Origin of the sequence: Methanobacterium spitsbergense (genome assembly GCF_019931065.1) — an archaeon.
Taxonomy (GTDB): Archaea; Methanobacteriota; Methanobacteria; order Methanobacteriales; family Methanobacteriaceae; genus Methanobacterium_B; species Methanobacterium_B spitsbergense.
Genome location: NZ_JAIOUQ010000009.1, coordinates 45,855 through 63,346 on the forward strand (window position 1 = coordinate 45,855; position 17,492 = coordinate 63,346).

16 protein-coding genes are annotated in these 17,492 nt (G+C 33.6%); 5 read left to right on the top strand and 11 right to left on the bottom strand.

Annotated elements, in window-relative coordinates; all coding sequences use genetic code 11:
* Positions 1-72: 72 nt before the first annotated feature.
* Entirely contained in the window at positions 73-1,257 is a 1,185-nt protein-coding gene (locus tag K8N75_RS08110; RefSeq protein ID WP_223791577.1) for an FprA family A-type flavoprotein, read from the bottom strand.
* A gap of 391 nt (positions 1,258-1,648) precedes the next feature.
* Between K8N75_RS08110 and K8N75_RS08115 the strand changes: the two genes are divergently transcribed.
* Positions 1,649-2,080, top strand: a complete 432-nt coding sequence (locus tag K8N75_RS08115; RefSeq protein WP_223791578.1) for a hypothetical protein — start codon at positions 1,649-1,651, stop codon at positions 2,078-2,080.
* A gap of 33 nt (positions 2,081-2,113) precedes the next feature.
* Here K8N75_RS08115 and K8N75_RS08120 read toward each other — a convergent pair whose 3' ends face one another.
* The 3 genes from K8N75_RS08120 to K8N75_RS08130 form a co-directional block, all read right to left on the bottom strand.
* On the bottom strand, positions 2,114-2,548 hold the full coding sequence (locus tag K8N75_RS08120; RefSeq protein WP_223791579.1) for a hypothetical protein: 435 nt from the start codon (positions 2,546-2,548) through the stop codon (positions 2,114-2,116).
* Positions 2,549-2,593: 45 nt separating this feature from the next.
* Positions 2,594-2,869 (bottom strand): ATP cone domain-containing protein, encoded by a 276-nt coding sequence (locus K8N75_RS08125; protein ID WP_223791580.1) that lies wholly within the window; start codon positions 2,867-2,869, stop codon positions 2,594-2,596.
* 258 nt (positions 2,870-3,127) lie between these two features.
* A complete protein-coding gene (locus tag K8N75_RS08130; RefSeq protein ID WP_223791581.1) occupies positions 3,128-3,583 on the bottom strand; it encodes an archease in 456 nt (151 codons plus the stop codon).
* 169 nt (positions 3,584-3,752) lie between these two features.
* Here K8N75_RS08130 and K8N75_RS08135 point away from each other — a divergent pair, with 169 nt between their 5' ends.
* Complete coding sequence (locus K8N75_RS08135) at positions 3,753-3,941, top strand: hypothetical protein (RefSeq protein WP_048191286.1); 189 nt, start codon at positions 3,753-3,755, stop codon at positions 3,939-3,941.
* Here K8N75_RS08135 and K8N75_RS08140 read toward each other — a convergent pair whose 3' ends face one another.
* On the bottom strand, positions 3,942-5,093 hold the full coding sequence (locus tag K8N75_RS08140; protein WP_223791582.1) for an ORC1-type DNA replication protein: 1,152 nt from the start codon (positions 5,091-5,093) through the stop codon (positions 3,942-3,944).
* A gap of 70 nt (positions 5,094-5,163) precedes the next feature.
* Positions 5,164-5,931 (bottom strand): 6-hydroxymethylpterin diphosphokinase MptE-like protein, encoded by a 768-nt coding sequence (locus tag K8N75_RS08145; protein WP_223791851.1) that lies wholly within the window; start codon positions 5,929-5,931, stop codon positions 5,164-5,166.
* Positions 5,932-6,370: 439 nt separating this feature from the next.
* Here K8N75_RS08145 and K8N75_RS08150 point away from each other — a divergent pair, with 439 nt between their 5' ends.
* Entirely contained in the window at positions 6,371-7,540 is a 1,170-nt protein-coding gene (locus K8N75_RS08150) for a pyridoxal-phosphate-dependent aminotransferase family protein (RefSeq protein ID WP_223791583.1), read from the top strand.
* Positions 7,541-7,742: 202 nt separating this feature from the next.
* Here K8N75_RS08150 and K8N75_RS08155 read toward each other — a convergent pair whose 3' ends face one another.
* Together K8N75_RS08155 and K8N75_RS08160 are read right to left on the bottom strand one after the other, a co-directional pair.
* Positions 7,743-9,095: a B12-binding domain-containing radical SAM protein gene (locus K8N75_RS08155; protein ID WP_223791584.1), complete on the bottom strand. Its 1,353-nt coding sequence runs from the start codon at positions 9,093-9,095 to the stop codon at positions 7,743-7,745.
* Positions 9,092-10,705 carry a thiamine pyrophosphate-binding protein gene (locus K8N75_RS08160; RefSeq protein ID WP_223791585.1) on the bottom strand — a complete coding sequence of 538 codons (1,614 nt, stop codon included), beginning with the start codon at positions 10,703-10,705 and terminating at the stop codon, positions 9,092-9,094. Before K8N75_RS08160 ends, K8N75_RS08155 begins: the two co-directional genes overlap by 4 nt.
* 204 nt (positions 10,706-10,909) lie before the next feature.
* Here K8N75_RS08160 and acs point away from each other — a divergent pair, with 204 nt between their 5' ends.
* Positions 10,910-12,865, top strand: a complete 1,956-nt coding sequence (acs, locus tag K8N75_RS08165; protein WP_223791586.1) for an acetate--CoA ligase — start codon at positions 10,910-10,912, stop codon at positions 12,863-12,865.
* Between the two features lie 46 nt (positions 12,866-12,911).
* Here the strand turns inward: acs and K8N75_RS08170 are convergent, their stop codons facing one another.
* The gene (locus K8N75_RS08170) at positions 12,912-14,459 is read right to left on the bottom strand and encodes a flippase (RefSeq protein WP_223791587.1); all 1,548 of its coding nucleotides are present in this window, start codon (positions 14,457-14,459) and stop codon (positions 12,912-12,914) included.
* Between the two features lie 253 nt (positions 14,460-14,712).
* On the opposite strand from K8N75_RS08170, the gene pdxS reads away from it, so the two are divergent.
* Positions 14,713-15,594, top strand: coding sequence for a pyridoxal 5'-phosphate synthase lyase subunit PdxS (pdxS, locus tag K8N75_RS08175; protein WP_048191274.1), 882 nt, complete (start codon positions 14,713-14,715; stop codon positions 15,592-15,594).
* Positions 15,595-15,803: 209 nt separating this feature from the next.
* On the opposite strand, the gene K8N75_RS08180 is transcribed toward pdxS, so the two are convergent.
* Positions 15,804-16,142 (bottom strand): P-II family nitrogen regulator, encoded by a 339-nt coding sequence (locus K8N75_RS08180; RefSeq protein ID WP_223791588.1) that lies wholly within the window; start codon positions 16,140-16,142, stop codon positions 15,804-15,806.
* 17 nt (positions 16,143-16,159) lie between these two features.
* Positions 16,160-17,383: an ammonium transporter gene (locus K8N75_RS08185; RefSeq protein WP_223791589.1), complete on the bottom strand. Its 1,224-nt coding sequence runs from the start codon at positions 17,381-17,383 to the stop codon at positions 16,160-16,162.
* Positions 17,384-17,492 lie beyond the last annotated feature (109 nt).

Below are 17,492 nucleotides of genomic sequence, written 5' to 3' on the forward strand. Positions count from 1 at the left end.
TTCCAACTCATATAATTTTATTCCCTTAATATTATTATCTGGCAATGGAATTGTATTGTTTAATAATTGATATTATCGTTTTTCAATTATTCCAAGTTCTTCATGCTTTGAAACAATTTCATTGGCCATTGCTTCTATTTTTTTATAGTCTTCTTCCTTTGGAAATCCCTTGATAATTAATGGTGAGATCATTTCTACCTTTAAATTACCTATCATTCCTGTGATCAAATCAAGCATTCTTCCACCCCATCCATATGAACCCATTACAGAAACTAATTTTAATTTGGGTCTGAGGGCATTTGCAAGATAAGTGGCATAAACAACGCTGGGATGTGGGCCTGTTAATACAGTTGGTGAAGCAATTACCATGGTCGTAGCGTCTACAAGATCTAAAGCTAATTCGCCACTTTCAGTTAGGGTCAAATTTAATGGTTTAACTGTTATTCCCCTATCAATTAAGGAATCCACTAAATATTCTACCATACGTTTGGTGCTTCCATGCATTGATATGTAAGGTATGATAACCTCATTTTTGGTATTGTTAGATGTCCAATCTTTATATGCATTCATTATAAATTCTGGGTTTTTGTATAAAGGACCATGGCTTGGAGCAATAATATCAATGTTCAAATTCTCCAATTTCTCAAGGTTCTTTGTAATAATGGTTCTGAAGGGCATCATTATCTCGGCATAATATCTTTTGGCTAATTTGTAAATATCTTCATTTGAAAATAATTCACTTGTTGCCAAATGTGAGCCAAAAAAATCGCATGAGAAAAGTATTTTGTTTTCATTTAGGTAAGTTACCATTGTATCTGGCCAGTGTACCCATGGTGTTATTATAAATTCAAGTGTTTTACCACCAAGATCTAAACTGTCTCCATCTCCAACAACCCTGAAATTTGCATCAGTAAGTGGGAGAAATTCGCTAAGAAATTCTTTACATTTAGTATTGGTTACAATGATAGCATCACTATATTTTTTTAGTATTTTGGGAATTGTTCCTGAATGATCCTGTTCAGCATGGTTAATTACAATGTAATCTATATCAACATCTAATTTTTTAAGATTATCCCGTAATTCGTTGGTTTTAGTTGGATCAACAGTGTCTATCAATGCTGTTTTATCTTTACCTTTTACAATAAAGGAGTTATAACTTGTTCCATTTGGAATATTGATCAATTCATCAAAAATTCTTCTATCCCAATCTATAGCACCAACAGAATACACTTGCTCTTTTATCAGATTATAAGTCATTTACAACACCTCTAAATTATAAATTTTAAATTCTCATAAAACCTTTAATTCAGTTTAAACCCATTTTTGAATTATTGTTGTTCCTGCAATTTTGATATTCTTTCGTACTGTTTTCCAAGTTTATTTTATAATATTAATTTATTGCTAACTTTGAATTTTTAGATATTGATTTTCATATGTTCAAAATATTATGTCTAATATATGTAATCCAAAGCATAAAAACGTTCTGATACTTGTTTAAAACAATGTTAAACAAAATTTAATTTCTTTACAGCCCGGTTAACACACAATAAATTATCCCTTAAATTTTAATTATATGGATAAAAATAAGTGCAATTATTACCATATTATAATAAGAAATAATTTAGACGTGATGTTAAGGAGAGTAATGATGATTAGCAAAGAAGAACTTGTTGATAAAATTGAAAATACAAAACTGGAGCGAATGCCCGACTCAGAGGATACCTATAAAAAAAGAATATATCTGGATGATGATAATGTTTTAATTGTCGGGTATATTAAAGAAGAGAGATTTGAGGATATAAATCCAGAAGAGGAAACAGTAATGAACTTTTATTGGTTTTGGGAGTTAAGAAACTCTCAAACATGGGATTTGCTATTTGAAAATAAGGATAGAAACTTTAATTTCTGTGAATCTGATGTTGGAGGTTGGAGTGATAACGATAGAGTTGAAGATGTTGTTGGGGACATTGCCGAAGAAGATGTGTGTAAATGGAGTGAACAAGACTGGATAGAAGATATTTCAGAAAATATTGCAGAAGAGGTATTTGACTGGTTAAAAACCCTGAAAAAGAAAGATTGATTCTAAAATAATGTAGTTTTGGAGTAAGTCTAATTATTTATACTCCTCAACTAAACTGTAGTCAGTTATTTCTATGGAATAACCCTTTTCAAATGCCAATGTGAGCTTTAATTCAAGTCCTGATACGTTTTCTATCTGACCAGCTACGTATTCAAGGAATCTTTTCCCTTTTATTTTATTCACATTAACTTCTTTGAAAGAAGTGTTATTTCCACTATGTCTACCTGCAATTATTGTATTTCCTTTAATTTTTATTCCGTAAGTTTCTTCTATGTTTAAATTGTCTGTATCCTCAAAGATAATTGTTAGTTCTTCTAAAGAGTCACTTTCTTTTTTAGAAGCTTTAGGCTTTTTTTTACTGCATTTGAGTGCTTTTTCACCCCTGGCTTTTTCAAGTTCCATCCAACTATCTTCAATCCATTCTTCCTCTTCAATCCATTCTTCCTCTTCCATCAGTTCATCCATCATTTCTAATTCAACTCCTTAATATACCTTAGTTTTATACTTTGAATTTTAGGGTTTATATTTTGCATCGAAATTTTTCCAAGATTTAACAATGGAAGACTCATTCTTCTCGAATCTGTTGAATATGCTATCCCTAATGGCATCTGTATCTATTTCGCCACTTTTTCCGGCTTCTTCAGTTATATCTTTTATGGTTTCGTCTATTATATTTTTTATTCTATCTAAGGAATAACCGGCATCAATGGCTGCCTTTTCAATAGATTTTATTATTTTTTCACCATCAAATGCTTCGTTACCCCCACTTTTTTTTACAACTACAACCATAATGGAACCTCCATTCAAAAAAATTCTAAAAGATACATTCTATTTCATCTTATTACATCTTATCCACAATTGCTTATATATATTTTGATTTAATTTTTTGAAGATAAAAAAAAATTCAATTTATTACAAAAGATTTAATATTTGGTAACAGGCTTAGTTTGATTTTAAATCATCAGAAATTTAATTGTTTTTAAAAAAGGGAAAAATTGAATGGAATTTACTTAACGAATTGAGATCCTGAAAAAAGAGTTGATTTAATTAAATGTCAAGAATTACTTGTACTATGTAACTATCTTCAAATTTTATATTCATCATGTGATAAGTGACAGCTTTAACTTCAGATCGTCTCTCGTGCCTTGATGGATCAAATTCTTCTCCAAAAGCTGAAGCATCAATGATATATTTTTTTTCTCCAGCATCAATTTTAGAATAAAGTTTTACCTCAAATTTAGAGAAAACTAGATATTCTGCATCATGTAGGAAAAGTAATTCTGAAAGCCAGTCATATAGTATTGCACAGTCATCTTCGGCTTCCAAATGAATTTTTTTCTCGATAATTGGTAATATAGTAGATGTATCTGTTATTACTTCGAACATTGCAATGGCAGCGTTTTCAAAAGCTTTTTGAAGACTTTGGCCATATGCTCTGTATCCTACATCAGCTGTAACATCGAAAAATTCATATTTTAAATGTTTCTTTTTAGTGGCTTCCAATATTTAACCTCTTGTACTTACTTGTGGAATATACTATTAGTTTAGGTTATTTACCAAATTTTTGTTATTGTAATAAAACAAATTTAACTGAGATATTACTTATCAAACGCTCTCTATCTCTTCTTTTAAATAAAGTTATCATGATCTCTAATATTAGGAGGGGATTTTTATGCAGAGAAATTATGGAAGAAATCAGATACCAGATCTAAGAAAAAAAGCAAGAATCTTTGAATATTTAGATGAATACTTTATAGACCCTAAATCATGTTTCATTATATTTACCATTGTTGTGGTTTTAATTGCAAGTATAATGTTGGTAGCAGGTACTCCGAATTCTAACATGCCAATGAGCGTCTAATTATCCATTTTTGTTTTTCAAATATTGAACTCTTTCAAGACACTTCAATATTTCTTCGGTATTGAATCTCAGAATAATAATTCTAGAATTACCCTTTACACCTTTACCTGTGAATTTTGTGTCAATGAGCCTTAAAAATTCCAATTTATTCAATGTTCTATCAAATGAGGCATAGCTAGTCGAAGTTTTTTCACTAAAACTCTTATAAAGATCCCCTGCAATCAGGTCATCTTTGTTGAAATCAATTATAGTTTTTAAAAGAATTTTTTCATCCTTAGAAAGGGTTTTAAGAGTGCTTTTGAGGTTTGCTGATCCTGTATTTTTAGCTGCTTCTATTAGATGCTTTTTTTCTATAGTTTTTGATGCATCTGCTTCTGCAAAATTTCCACTGACCCTTAATAAATCTATTCCCATCCTCAGATCCCCTGCAGATGATGCATATTCTGCAATCTGTTGTAAAATATCGTCAGATATTACATCTGGATAGAAACCTGCTTTTATCCTGTCTTTTAATATGTCAAACATTTCTTGTGTTGTGTATGGTTCAAAAATAATTTCTTGAGGTATGAACACTGAAGTGACATTTTTGTCAAGCATGTAGCGGAATTCAATATCGGATAAAATTGCAAATATACCTGTTCTAACTCCCTTAAATTCTTCGTGAGCCCTTAATATATCATAAAATATCTTATTAGCATTTTTACTATGGAATAGATAGCTCACATCATCAAGTGCAACTACCATTGATTTTTTCTCAGTCTGTAGGTACTTCATTATACTTCCATAAATCCGTGAAAATGGTACACCTGTTTCAGGAGGCATATGCCCAAATATCTTATTGTATATCTGAGAAAAGATATTGAAACGGGTTGTATGGAGCTGGCAGTTTACATAAACACACACAACTCTATCAGAAGTTCCTTCAACTATGTTGAAGATCTTATTTATTGCAGTTGTTTTTCCAGTAGCCGGAGAACCTAGAACAACTGTATTAATTGGACGCCCTCCTCTAAGGGCTGGCCTTAAACATATAGCAAGAGCTTCCATCTGTGATTCTCTGTGAAGATAATTTTCGGGAACGTAATCTGGATTGAAAGCGTCTATATTCTTGAATATTGTTTCATCAAAGAGTAGTATATCATCGATACCCATGTTTTCTTATTTGGTGGCTTTGATTATAAAAATATTGGTTATATACAAAAAAAATTATTTACATTGTACTTTATTTTTGAAAGTTATGGTGAAAATAATCTATATCAATATCTGTAACACCCTTGATCTTTTCTCCATGTGATAAATTGAAGATCATCACATTTTCATTTTTTGCAATCCATTCAACAAGTTTTTTTGCGTATTCAAGTTTTTTTTCCTTTATATTGTCTGCTAGACCTTCACTTCCAACAATATTTGGTCTTGAATAACGTGTTATTATTTTCCCAAAGTCCATACCAGCCATCACAATATTTTTTGCACCAAATTCCACTGCAAGGAAAAGACATCTGTCTCCGTCTGTGAATCCTCCGAAATTATACACATTATCTAGGGGAATACTCTGTGTAGTTCCTAGAACATTTTCAAGGAGGGGAACATATTTTTTTAAGTTGTCTATGTTGTTACCATGTGCATGTACAATCATCATAGCTCCTCTTCTGTTTGATTCTATTATATCCTCAATCTTACCATCAAGATCAGTAACAACTAAATCTGGAATCATTTCTTCCTCTAAAAGAGCTGTAACAGCACCATCTGCACATATAATGGTGAAATCATCTAGTTTTAACTTTTTAAGTTCTTTCAAATTCCTTTTAAGTGAAGGTCCGGCTCCAAAAATAATTGTGTTAGGTTTGATAATTAAATCTGGGGGAGATAGGCTATTTTTATCTTTAAGAAGTTTTCTGAGTATTTCAGCAGATTTTTCATCCATTTCCTTGTCAAAGCCAAATACTTCCAATATCTCATTATACCATGAAAACCATTCTTCAAGATTCATATAAATGAGTTGTAATATCAAACATAAATAAACTCAGACTTTTATAATTAATTATCAAAATTTATTTCAAATGATTATTCATATTTGTTTTATTAAAATGAAATATGGGTAGTAATGAGTTCCCTGTCATGATCTAACACAGATCTAAAACGACAATATTAATTTTCTATTACATTATTCTTTAATACGAACCAGATTATTTCAGCAATGATTATTTTTAAACTAATTACTGAATATTTTTGTATTTAAATGAATATCTTTGAAGTTTAGAATCAAATTTTTCAAACAATAGTCAAGTATATCATTATCATTTTTCATATATTATTCATCACCAATTAAACAACAAAATTTGGTACTGGGGTTTGAGAAAGGGTGATAAGTTAAACAACAAAGAAATGAATTAAGTTAATCTTAGCTATAAAATTGGAGGTTTTTTTAGATGTATGAGACGTTGCTGATGATACCAGGACCTACGAGGGTTTCCTCGCGAGTCTTAAAAGCCATGTCAAAGAGCATAGTGAATCATAGGAGTGCAGTTTTTGGTGAAATTCTAAATGACACAAACGAAATGATGTCAGAAGTATTTCAGACAGAAAATCAGTCTTACTTAATTACAGGTTCAGGTACTGCTGCAATGGAAGCAGCACTAGGAAATGTGATTGAGAAGGGCGATAAAATCCTTAACATAGTTGGTGGAAAGTTCGGTGAGAGGTTCATGCAAATAACTGAAACTCATCAGGGAATTCCTGTTGAATTAACTGTGGAATGGGGAAATGCTGCCAATCCTGATGATGTTCGTTACATTCTTGAAGAGGAAGAAGATATTAAAGCCGTGACAATGGTTCACAATGAAACTTCTACTGGTGTTGCAAACCCTATAGAAGAAATAGGCAAGGTCCTCAAAGATTTTGATGCACTTTATGTTGTTGATACAGTCTCATCCCTGGGGGGAGACGATGTACAGGTTGATAATTTTGGTATTGATATATGTGTAACAGGTTCACAAAAATGTCTGGCTGCACCGCCAGGAATGGCTGCAATTACCTTAAATAATAATGCCTGGAATGTAGTCGATAAAACTAAATCCAAGACATATTATCTTGATTTGAAAAAATACCGAAAAAGTGGAGAAAAAACAGTTCCAGAAACACCATACACTCCATCAGTATCACTAATGTATGCCATGAATGAAGCTTTAAAGATGATAATGGAAGAAGGTCTTGAAGCAAGGATAAAAAGACATGAGCAGGCTGCAAAAGCAACTATTAATGGTGTTAAAGCAATGGGCTTAGAGCTTTTTGCCAATGAAGAAGCTTCATCAGCTACTGTTACAGCAATAAACATCCCTGAAGGAATGACTGATAAAAACCTAAGGGGTACTATGCGTAACAAGTATAGAATTGAACTTGCTGGTGGTCAAGATCATCTTAAGGGAAATGTTTTCAGAATAGGCCACATGGGAAACATAACACACAGAGAAATAATTTCAACTATTGCAGCCCTTGAAATGTCTCTAAAAGAATATGGTTACGAAATAGAATTGGGAACTGGAGTTTCTGCAGTACAGGAAACATACATGCCTGGAAATAACACTTTAGAATTCTTTTAATCTATTTTTGAACTTTTCTTTTTTTTAATTTTTTTTAAGAAGTATAAATCTATTCCCTAGTATTTTAACTTTCATTTTCCTTCGTGGTTAAGGGATTCAACTTTAATTTCTGAAATTATTGATAGTTTCTTTTTCATTTAACTATACTATTATCATATCATTAGCTAGATGAAAATAAATTAAAAAGAGCAGTTATATACCTTTAAACGCCCTTTACAATGGATGCTATTGTTTTAAGGATTATTGGTCCGTCTGTCCAAGTTCTCCTGGCAATGTATCCGGGTCTTAAATAAAATTCTGTAAATGCTTTTCTTTGGAGTTTTCTAAGCTCTTCAAGGGAACAATCAACTGTTTCAAGCACAGGACTCAGAAGAGTATATTTGGACCAGTCATTAATTTTTATAAGATTCTCACTGGCTGCTTTTAGATAAAATTCAGTTCCAGGATATGGTGTTGCAAGTGAAAACACGGCATATGATGGTTCAAGTGTTTTAACAAATTTTATAGTACTTTTTATACTTCTCTTTGTATCTCCAGGCATTCCTAATACAACAGATGCAATTGTTCTCATCCCATATTTTTTAGTGAGTTCAAATGTCTTTTTTATCCTGTTTATGTTGGTATTTTTATTTAAATGGTTTAAAACTTGTTGATCAGAAGATTCAACACCTAAAAACATTGTGATACATCCTGCATCTTTCATGGTTTTCAAAAGTTCTTCAGATATTGTATCTACACGTGCTGTGCATCCCCAATAGTTATCGAGTCCTCTATCTTTGATAGTTTCACATATCTCATATACACGATTCTTATTGATAGTGAATGTATCATCCATAAATGCGATCATCTCAATGTCGTGGTCGTTAACAAGATGTTCCATTTCATCAACTACATTTTCAGCAGATCTCAATCTTAATTTATGGCCGTGCATTGCCGATGATGCGCAGAAAGAACAGTTGTAGGGACATCCTCTTCCAGATACAATTGTACCTGTAGTTAATTTCATATTTAGTATTTTGTATTCATCCATTGGAAGTAAGTGTCTGGCTGGAAAGGGGATACTATCCAGATCATCTATTATTTTTCTGGGTGGAGTTTTGAAGTTTTTGATTGCAATCCCATTTACTTCTTTTAAATTTTTGCCCTTTTCAATAGCATCTACCAGTTCTACCATTGTTTGCTCCCCTTCACCGCACACAACAACGTCAACATAGCTGTTTTTTAGTACTTCCTGATAAGTGAATGTGGGATGATAGCCACCTAGAACAGTTATTGAATCTGGAGAAACTTCCTTTGATATTTGAGCTGTTTTAAGGGCGCTGTCAATTGTTGGGGTTACAGCAGTAATTGATATTATATCTGGTGAATATTTTTGAATTTCATTCTTCACTGCATCATGATCGTATTCAAGTGCTGGTGCATCCAATATTCTTACTGTAACGCCGTTTCTTTCTAGCATGGCTGCTATATAAGCTATTCCGAGAGGAGGTGCCACTAAGCCTATAAATTTATATTTTGATGAGTTATATGGGGGATTTATCATTAAAACTTTCATTCTAAAACCTCGGGGAGTGGTATTTCTTCTTTTTCATCGACTAAAACTTCAATTAGGTATGGTATGTTTAAAGTTAAAGCTTTTTGTACTGCATTAAAAACTTCTCCTGGTGAATCAACTCGCGATGCAGGGACGTGATATGCATCTGAAAGTTTTATAAAATCAGGATTTTCAAGTTCAACTTGATAACTTTCTCCGTATTGCATTTCTTGCCATTGTTTTATTATTCTTAGTGAGTTGTTATTTATGATACAAATAATAATTGGTAGATCTAATTCATTAATGGTTGCAAGTTCTTGTGATGTCATCTGAAAGTCTCCGTCACCTACCACTGCAACTACTCTCTTATTGGGATTTGCTAGTGCAGCACCAATAGCTCCAGGAATACCATATCCCATTGGTCCGAATCCTCCAGAAAAAAGGAGTGATGATGGAGTTTTAACAGATATTAAAAGTGTGACCCATGTAGTATGTGTTCCGGCATCGTTTACAACTATTGAATCTCCCGATGCATCCAATATTTCTTTAATGGCTCTTTGTGGTTTTATAGGGACGTTTGGATAGTTTGTATTTATGTGATGTTTAGTTGAAAGTTTATTAATAATTGAAAGCCAGTTTTCACATTTCTTAAATTTAACCTCCATTATCCTGTCTAAAAATTCTTTAACATCCCCATGAATTTTAACATCCCCTGCTAAAACGGACTTGTCGATGTTAATATGAATTATTTTACAGTCTCCAATTCCCAATAACGTACGTTCTGAGAATTTACAACCAAGAGCTATTAAAACATCACAATTTTTCCCGGCATAATTGGCGGCTTCTGTACCTCTTAAACCAATCATACCTAGTGCAATTGAACTATCTTCTGATACCACTCCTCTTGCAGGGTAAGTGGTAACAACTGGAATTTCATTTTCCTCAGCAAATTTTTTTAGAGAATCTGATGCTTTTGACCATACAGTTCCCGCTCCTGCAAGTATAAGGGGTTTTTCAGAGTTTTTGAGCAATTTAATAGCTTTATGCAGTTTTTTAAAAGCAATTTTTGTTTTATACTCTTCATTATCACATTCAAGTGATTCCAGTATCGATCTAGCAACATAACTCTCAAGTACATCTTTTGGAAAATTAAGATGAATTGGACCTTTTTGATTATATGTCAAAGTTTCAATTGCTTTTTTTAAGGTTAAAATACCTTCTTGCGGATTTTTAATATCGAAACTTTTGAGAGTGATGGGTTTGAAGACAGCCCCAATATCAATATCCTGAAACCCTTTTTTACCTTTCATATCCCTTGAAACATCACCAGTTATCACAATTAGGGGAACAGAATCTTTATAAGCCGTTGCAACTCCCATTATAAGATTCAAAGCACCAGGACCTCCAGTTGCAGCACAAACACCAATACTTGCCGATGACCTAGCATAACCATCTGCTGCATGTGCAGCACCCTGTTCATGTCTCATGAGTATATGTTTTATTTTGGATTCGCGCATTGCATCGTAGAAAGGTAGTATCTGTTCTCCTGGGTGTCCAAAAAGAAATTTAACACCATTAAGTTCTAAAATTTTAACAAGTGCATCTGCACATCGTAAATTATCTGATTCCATTACTTTTTCTATATTGTTTTTACTTTTTATAAATATTAGGGCTGTAAAATTTCATAAATTATTAATGTTTCAAATTAGATAATAATACTTGAAAATCCATTTAAACTCATTTATGGAACATATTTTTTAAATCCTAGATATACTCTATTAAATAATTTTTAAGTTGCATAACGAAGTATTAAAAGATTTAAGAGGGGATATATAATGTCCAGAGATTTAGATACTTTACTAAAAGAAAAAAGGATTTTTAAACCTTCAAAAATACTGACAGATGAAACTAACATAAAAAAGTGGATGGAAACACAAGATGTTCATGATTATGATGAACTACTTGAAAGAGCAAGTGAAAATCCAGAATGGTTCTGGAATGATCTTGCAAGGGAACTTGAATGGTTTAAACCATACAGAAAAACTTTTGAATGGAATCCTCCCCATGCAAAATGGTTTTTAGAAGGTAAGTTCAATATAATTCATAATGCGCTTGATAGGCATATTAAAGGGCCGAATAGAGAAAAAATAGCCTATTTGTGGGAAGGAGAATCTGGGGAAGTCCGTAGTTTGACCTATATTGAACTTTACAAAGAAGTAAACAAATTTGCAAATGTACTTAGAGGTTTTGGAGTGGAAAAAGGAGATACTGTGAGTATATATCTTCCGATGATACTTGAACTTCCTATTGCAATGCTTGCATGTGCAAAAATTGGTGCAATTCATTCTGTTGTTTTTTCAGGGTTTTGGGCTAAAGCTTTCAAGGACCGAATAAATGATTCAGGTTCTAAAATTGCTATAACTGCAGATGGTTTTACTAGAAGGGGTAAGATCATAAATCTCAAGGAAAATGTAGATAAAATAATGGATAAGACACCATCCATTGAAAAATTGATAGTTATTAATCATGCTGACCTCCCAGTTGAAATGCATAGTCCAACTGATGTCTGGTGGCATGAGATTATGGAAAACAGTGATACCGAATGTAAAACTGAAGAAATGGATTCTGAAGATCCTTTATTCATACTATACACCTCGGGTACTACAGGTAAACCCAAGGGTGTTGTACATGTCCATGCAGGTTATGCTGTAGGGGTTTACACAACTATGAAATTTGTCTTTGATATTCAGGAGGAGGATGTATGGTGGTGTGCTGCCGATATTGGTTGGATTACAGGACATAGTTATATCGTTTATGCACCACTTCTAATTGGGGCTACATCGTTGATATATGAGGGAACTCCTGATTTTCCGGATCCTGGAAGGATATGGGGTATGGTTGAAAAGTATGGGGTTTCTGTGTTTTATACAGCGCCTACAACTGTTAGAATGTTTATGAAATTTGGAGAAAAATGGCCTGAAAAATATGATCTGAGTTCGTTACGTCTTTTAGGAAGTGTGGGAGAACCTATTAATCCTGAAGCATGGATATGGTATTATAATACTATTGGGAAAGGAAAATGTCCTATTATGGACACGTGGTGGCAGACTGAAACAGGAATGCATCTTATAACTCCTTTACCAATTTCAAAACTAAAACCCGGATCTGCTGTTAAACCATTCCCAACTGTAATAGCTGATGTAGTGGATGATGATGGTAAATCTGTTGTTGGTGGTGGGGGACATTTAGTTATAAAATCAACATGGCCGTCAATGTTTAGAACCCTTTACAAAGATCCTGATAGATATGTTGAGGCCTACTGGAGCACTTTTAAGAATATCTACCTGAGTGGTGATGTTGCAAGAAAGGATGAAGATGGTTATTTTTGGATACAAGGAAGAGAAGATGATGTTTTAAATGTTGCAGGACACAGAATAAGCACGGCAGAAGTTGAATCTGCTCTTGTAAGTCACCCTGGTGTTGCTGAGGCCGCTGTAGTGGGAAAACCAGATGAAATAAAGGGTGAAGAAATTTGTGCATTTATTGTATTGAAAGAAAATTACAAATTAGAAGAAAACCTTAAAGAGGCACTTATAAACCATGTTAGAATGGAGATAGGTCCAATTGCAACTCCTGCATGTGTAAATTGGGTATCAGATCTTCCAAAGACACGTTCTGGTAAGATCATGCGTAGAGTTATTAAGGCTAAGGTTAAGGGATATCCAGTTGGGGATATCAGCACACTTGCAAATCCCGAAGTTGTTGATGAGATTGATAAGCTAATAGATTAAATATGATTCTCTAAACCAAATAGGGGATGTAACATTTTTTTTGGAATCATTCTGTTACAAATCTTTTCAAAAATTTAGTAAATCTTGTTATGGGTTTTGAAAGTGGACCTATGCGATTTCCCGCTTTGTTTATGAGTATCAAATCTCTCATTTCTAGCGCCTGGGTAAATGCCAAAATCAGAATGTAAACAACAGGTATTAATAAAATGGATATTAACATTCCTGTGATTGTTTTTGGCATTAATAAAAGGCAAAATCCCAATAAAATTGATGCTATTGTGATTTTAATTAAATTAGCATAAGGCAGCTTTGTTTCAATAACTTGAAGACTTTTTAAGGTAGTAAGGAGCATTATAATAAATGAAGCTGACATTGTTGCAATTGCTGCTCCATTCAATCCCAATATTGGTACAAGGATTATAGTTAATATAAGATTGGTAACTGTTCCAATCACCAGAAAGAACATTGCAGGATAGGGTTTACCTGCACCCTGAAGTACACTAGCAGAAATTCCATAGACAGAAAAAAATGCCATACCAATTACAAGGATGCTCAACGCAGTTCCAGCAAAACTATAGGCTAATGGTGCCCTTGGAAATAACAGCGCCATTATGGGTTGTCCAAATATTATAACAAATGCACATAATGGGAGAAGAACAATGAATAAGTATCTGTAAGAGTGTACAACATACCTTTTCACTAGGTCTTTACCATTAAGAGCTAATGCTTCTGAAGCTGCGGGTAGAAGTGCTACAGCAACCGAAGATGATATTACAAGAGGAAGTCTTGCAATGGGGCTTGCTATATTGTAATAACCCAAATACGAAAAATTCAAAAATAATGGGATAATAAAGTTTCCAGTTTGAAATAAAGTTAGTTCAGCCAGACCTGTTATAATTATGGGTGAACTAAATATTAATAGTTTTTTAGCAAGTTTATATTCATTCACAGAATTTTCAGGCTTTTTTACATTTTTTATATCGTCCCACAGATATTTTCTAAATATAAGAACGGCAGAAACTGCTGCAATTCCGAATCCAACTACTGCCCCTATTACTGCTCCTAAGACGTAAAATCCAATAAGAATGAATGAAACTGCCAGGCTTATCATGAATATCTGCTCAACTGCTCGGGTTATAAGAATATCCGTCATGCGTTGATATCCTTGAAAAACACCTCGGAATAGCCCTAAAATAACGCTGAAAGGAGCAATAAAACTTACAACTTGGAACAAAATAACAACTTCTGGCCCGCCATTGAAGAAATCTGCTAGTGGTTTGGCCATAAAGAAGAATATTGCAGTGAATATGAAACTCATTAAGAGCATGATCTTCAAAGAAGTTACAATGACCTGTTTTACCATGAATTTATCATCCTTGGCAAGGTACTCAGAAACATACTTTGCAATAGCAGGGGGAAGTCCTGCAACTGCGATCAATATTAAAATCCATTGAAAAGACATAACAAGGTTTAAAATACCATAACCCTCTACTCCAAGCAAGGATAGCATTAAAACTGCAAAAATATATCCTCCTATCCTGAAGATTATAGTTCCTATTAAAATTATAAAACTGCCCTTCAATAATTTTTGCATAATCCTTGTTATCTGTAAACCTATTTATTGATATGCCTATTTGTAAATGGAAAATTTCTTTTTCTAATTGTAATATGAATTTATTCCAAATACAAAATTTTTAATATATTCAAAAACTGAATTAGATATGATAAAAAAAAGATTTTATAATTGTTTCTTGAGTTATAAAAAGTTTGTATAATGGCTTTTCAGACTTTTTATTGTTTTGAAATAATTTAAATGTATTTAAATAACATAATCAGGAGGGATCATTATGTTGCATGGAACAGAAGTTTTGAAGAAAGGATTTGCGAAGATGACCAAAGGTGGAGTTATCATGGATGTTGTTAACGCTGAACAAGCTGTTATTGCAGAAGAATCAGGTGCAGTTTCTGTCATGGCTCTTGAGAGAGTACCGGCAGATATACGTGCAGCTGGGGGAGTTGCAAGAATGGCTGACCCTTCCAAGGTTGTGGAAATAATGGATGCTGTGAGTATTCCTGTAATGGCCAAGGTAAGAATTGGACATTTTGTTGAAGCACAGGTACTCGAACATCTTGGGGTTGATATGATAGATGAAAGTGAGGTTTTAACACCTGCAGATGAACAATTCCATGTTGACAAGAAAAAATTCACCATACCTTTTGTTTGTGGTGCACGTAATCTTGGAGAAGGTTTAAGAAGAGTTGATGAAGGAGCTGCAATGATTCGTACCAAAGGCGAAGCAGGGACTGGAAACGTTGTTGAAGCAGTTCGTCACATGAGGAAGATTATGGGTGGAATTCGAGAACTTCGGGACAAAACAGAAGAAGAACTCTGGAGTGTTGCTCGAGAAATAGAAGCCCCTTTAGAACTTGTTAAAGAAACTGCTAAACTAGGAAGGCTTCCAGTTGTGAATTTTGCAGCAGGTGGTGTTGCAACACCAGCAGACGCAGCACTAATGATGCAGCTTGGAGCTGATGGTGTTTTTGTTGGATCAGGAATTTTCAAATCAGAAAACCCACGATTAGTTGCAAAGGCAATAGTAGAAGCTACAACACACTACCAAGATGCAGAAATAATAGCAGATGTTTCAACTGAACTTGGAAAGGCAATGCCTGGTCTTGAAATAAGTCAAATACCTGAAAATGAAATTCTGCAAAAGAGAGGATGGTAAAAATAGAATAATAATAAATTTTAATTTTTTTTTGTTTTATTATAGAATTTATAAAATAATGTATTCAAAAAAATAGATTTAAAAAAAAAATATTAAACAGTTTATGGGTTAAAATCAAAATTCAATTTCTCTAATTTAATTCTTACTTTATTAGAAATCGATCGCCTCCAAACGACCAAATAAAAAAAAGTAAGGAAAAAATTTTGGAATTAAACTGCTTTTTCTCCCCTTTCACCTGTTCTTATTCTTACAACTTCTTCTACAGCGGATACAAAGATTTTACCATCTCCAATATCTCCAGTTTGTGCAGTTTTAACAATGGCATCAATTACCTTTTCTAAATCTTCGTCGTTTACAATTATCTCAAGTCTTGTTTTTGGTAGTAAATCAACTTTGTAGTCACGTCCTCTGTAGCTTTCAGTTATACCTAATTGTCTGCCACGACCTTTAACTTCTGTCACTGTAATTCCATTGCATTGAATTTCCTGTAGAGCGGCTTTAACAACTTCTAATTTATCTGGTCTGATTATTGCGGTTATTTCTTTCATTTTACCACATCCATTTTTTAAATTCTGTATCCTGATTCCTCATGGAGATGTGTATCTAATCCTTCTATCTCCTCTTTATCCTCAACCCTAAGCCCCATGGTCATATCAATGACTTTAGCTATTATTATGGTCATGATAAAGGTGTATGCTGCAACAACTACTATCGCAATTAACTGAGTTACTATTTGTCCAGGATTTCCGTATAATGCTCCAGTTCCTAATGAATTTATAAATGGTGCAGCGAATATTCCTGTTGCAAGCGCACCCCATGCACCTGACACACCGTGTATACCAAATACATCTAGAGCATCATCATAACCGAAGCGGTTTTTGATGGTGGATATTGCATAGTAAGAGAATATTGAAGTTAAGAAACCTATTATTATTGCTCCTGTAACTGTAACAAATCCTGCAGCAGGTGTAATGGCAACAAGACCGGCTATTGCTCCTGAAATTGCTCCTAGAACTGTTGGTTTGCCTGTTTTTACTATATCTATTATAACCCATGATATTAAAGCTGCTGCGGTTGCAGTGTTGGTAACCAGAAATGCTGATCCTGCAAGACCACCTGCTGAAAGAGCAGATCCTGCGTTAAATCCAAACCAGCCGAACCATAGAAGGGCAGCGCCTATTACGGAATATCCTAAGTTATGTGGTAAAAGTTTGATGTCTTTCCTTTTTCCAAGTAGTAATACTAGAGCTAAAGCAGCTACACCTGCATTTAAATGTACAACAGTACCTCCTGCAAAATCAAGAGCTCCAAGTTGTGCTAACCATCCTCCACCCCATACCCAGTGGGATATAGGTATATAAACAAGTGTAATCCATGCTGGCACAAATACCATCCATGATGAAAATTTCATTCTTTCAACTACAGCACCGGATATAAGTGCAACTGTAATTGCTGCAAATGTCATCTGGAAAGCTACGTATACTAACAATGGTATTGTAGGTGCTAAAGGTGCAAGTGCATTCACATCAATACCGTTCATCAATATATTTATTGGATTACCTATTAATCCCATTACATCTGCACCAAAGGCAAGTGGATATCCATATATTACCCATATTATGCTTGTAATTGCAAATGCTATAAATGATAAAAATATTGTGTTTAATACATTTTCTTTTTTTGTAAGTCCTCCGTAGAACAATGCTACACCAGGAATGGTCATTAACATTACTAATGCTGTGGATATTAACATCCAAGCTGTATCACCAGAGTTAAGAATTGCGTCCATTTTTTTCCCCCTTATTTTATAATTTAATTAATTTATTTCTTATTGTTAAATTTTTGAATCTAATCTTATTCTCAATTATTTTGGTTTTTAAGTGAATTTCCATGGGAAA

Bases quoted from the DNA above. Each gene is read 5' to 3' on its own strand.
- K8N75_RS08110 (WP_223791577.1), bottom strand. From the start codon at position 1,257: ATGACTTATAATCTGATAAAAGAGCAAGTGTATTCTGTTGGTGCTATA.
- K8N75_RS08115 (WP_223791578.1), top strand. From the start codon at position 1,649: ATGATTAGCAAAGAAGAACTTGTTGATAAAATTGAAAATACAAAACTG.
- K8N75_RS08120 (WP_223791579.1), bottom strand. From the start codon at position 2,548: ATGATGGATGAACTGATGGAAGAGGAAGAATGGATTGAAGAGGAAGAA.
- K8N75_RS08125 (WP_223791580.1), bottom strand. From the start codon at position 2,869: ATGGTTGTAGTTGTAAAAAAAAGTGGGGGTAACGAAGCATTTGATGGT.
- K8N75_RS08135 (WP_048191286.1), top strand. From the start codon at position 3,753: ATGCAGAGAAATTATGGAAGAAATCAGATACCAGATCTAAGAAAAAAA.
- K8N75_RS08140 (WP_223791582.1), bottom strand. From the start codon at position 5,093: ATGGGTATCGATGATATACTACTCTTTGATGAAACAATATTCAAGAAT.
- K8N75_RS08145 (WP_223791851.1), bottom strand. From the start codon at position 5,931: ATGAATCTTGAAGAATGGTTTTCATGGTATAATGAGATATTGGAAGTA.
- K8N75_RS08150 (WP_223791583.1), top strand. From the start codon at position 6,371: ATGTATGAGACGTTGCTGATGATACCAGGACCTACGAGGGTTTCCTCG.
- K8N75_RS08155 (WP_223791584.1), bottom strand. From the start codon at position 9,095: ATGAAAGTTTTAATGATAAATCCCCCATATAACTCATCAAAATATAAA.
- K8N75_RS08160 (WP_223791585.1), bottom strand. From the start codon at position 10,705: ATGGAATCAGATAATTTACGATGTGCAGATGCACTTGTTAAAATTTTA.
- acs (WP_223791586.1), top strand. From the start codon at position 10,910: ATGTCCAGAGATTTAGATACTTTACTAAAAGAAAAAAGGATTTTTAAA.
- K8N75_RS08170 (WP_223791587.1), bottom strand. From the start codon at position 14,459: ATGCAAAAATTATTGAAGGGCAGTTTTATAATTTTAATAGGAACTATA.
- pdxS (WP_048191274.1), top strand. From the start codon at position 14,713: ATGTTGCATGGAACAGAAGTTTTGAAGAAAGGATTTGCGAAGATGACC.
- K8N75_RS08180 (WP_223791588.1), bottom strand. From the start codon at position 16,142: ATGAAAGAAATAACCGCAATAATCAGACCAGATAAATTAGAAGTTGTT.
- K8N75_RS08185 (WP_223791589.1), bottom strand. From the start codon at position 17,383: ATGGACGCAATTCTTAACTCTGGTGATACAGCTTGGATGTTAATATCC.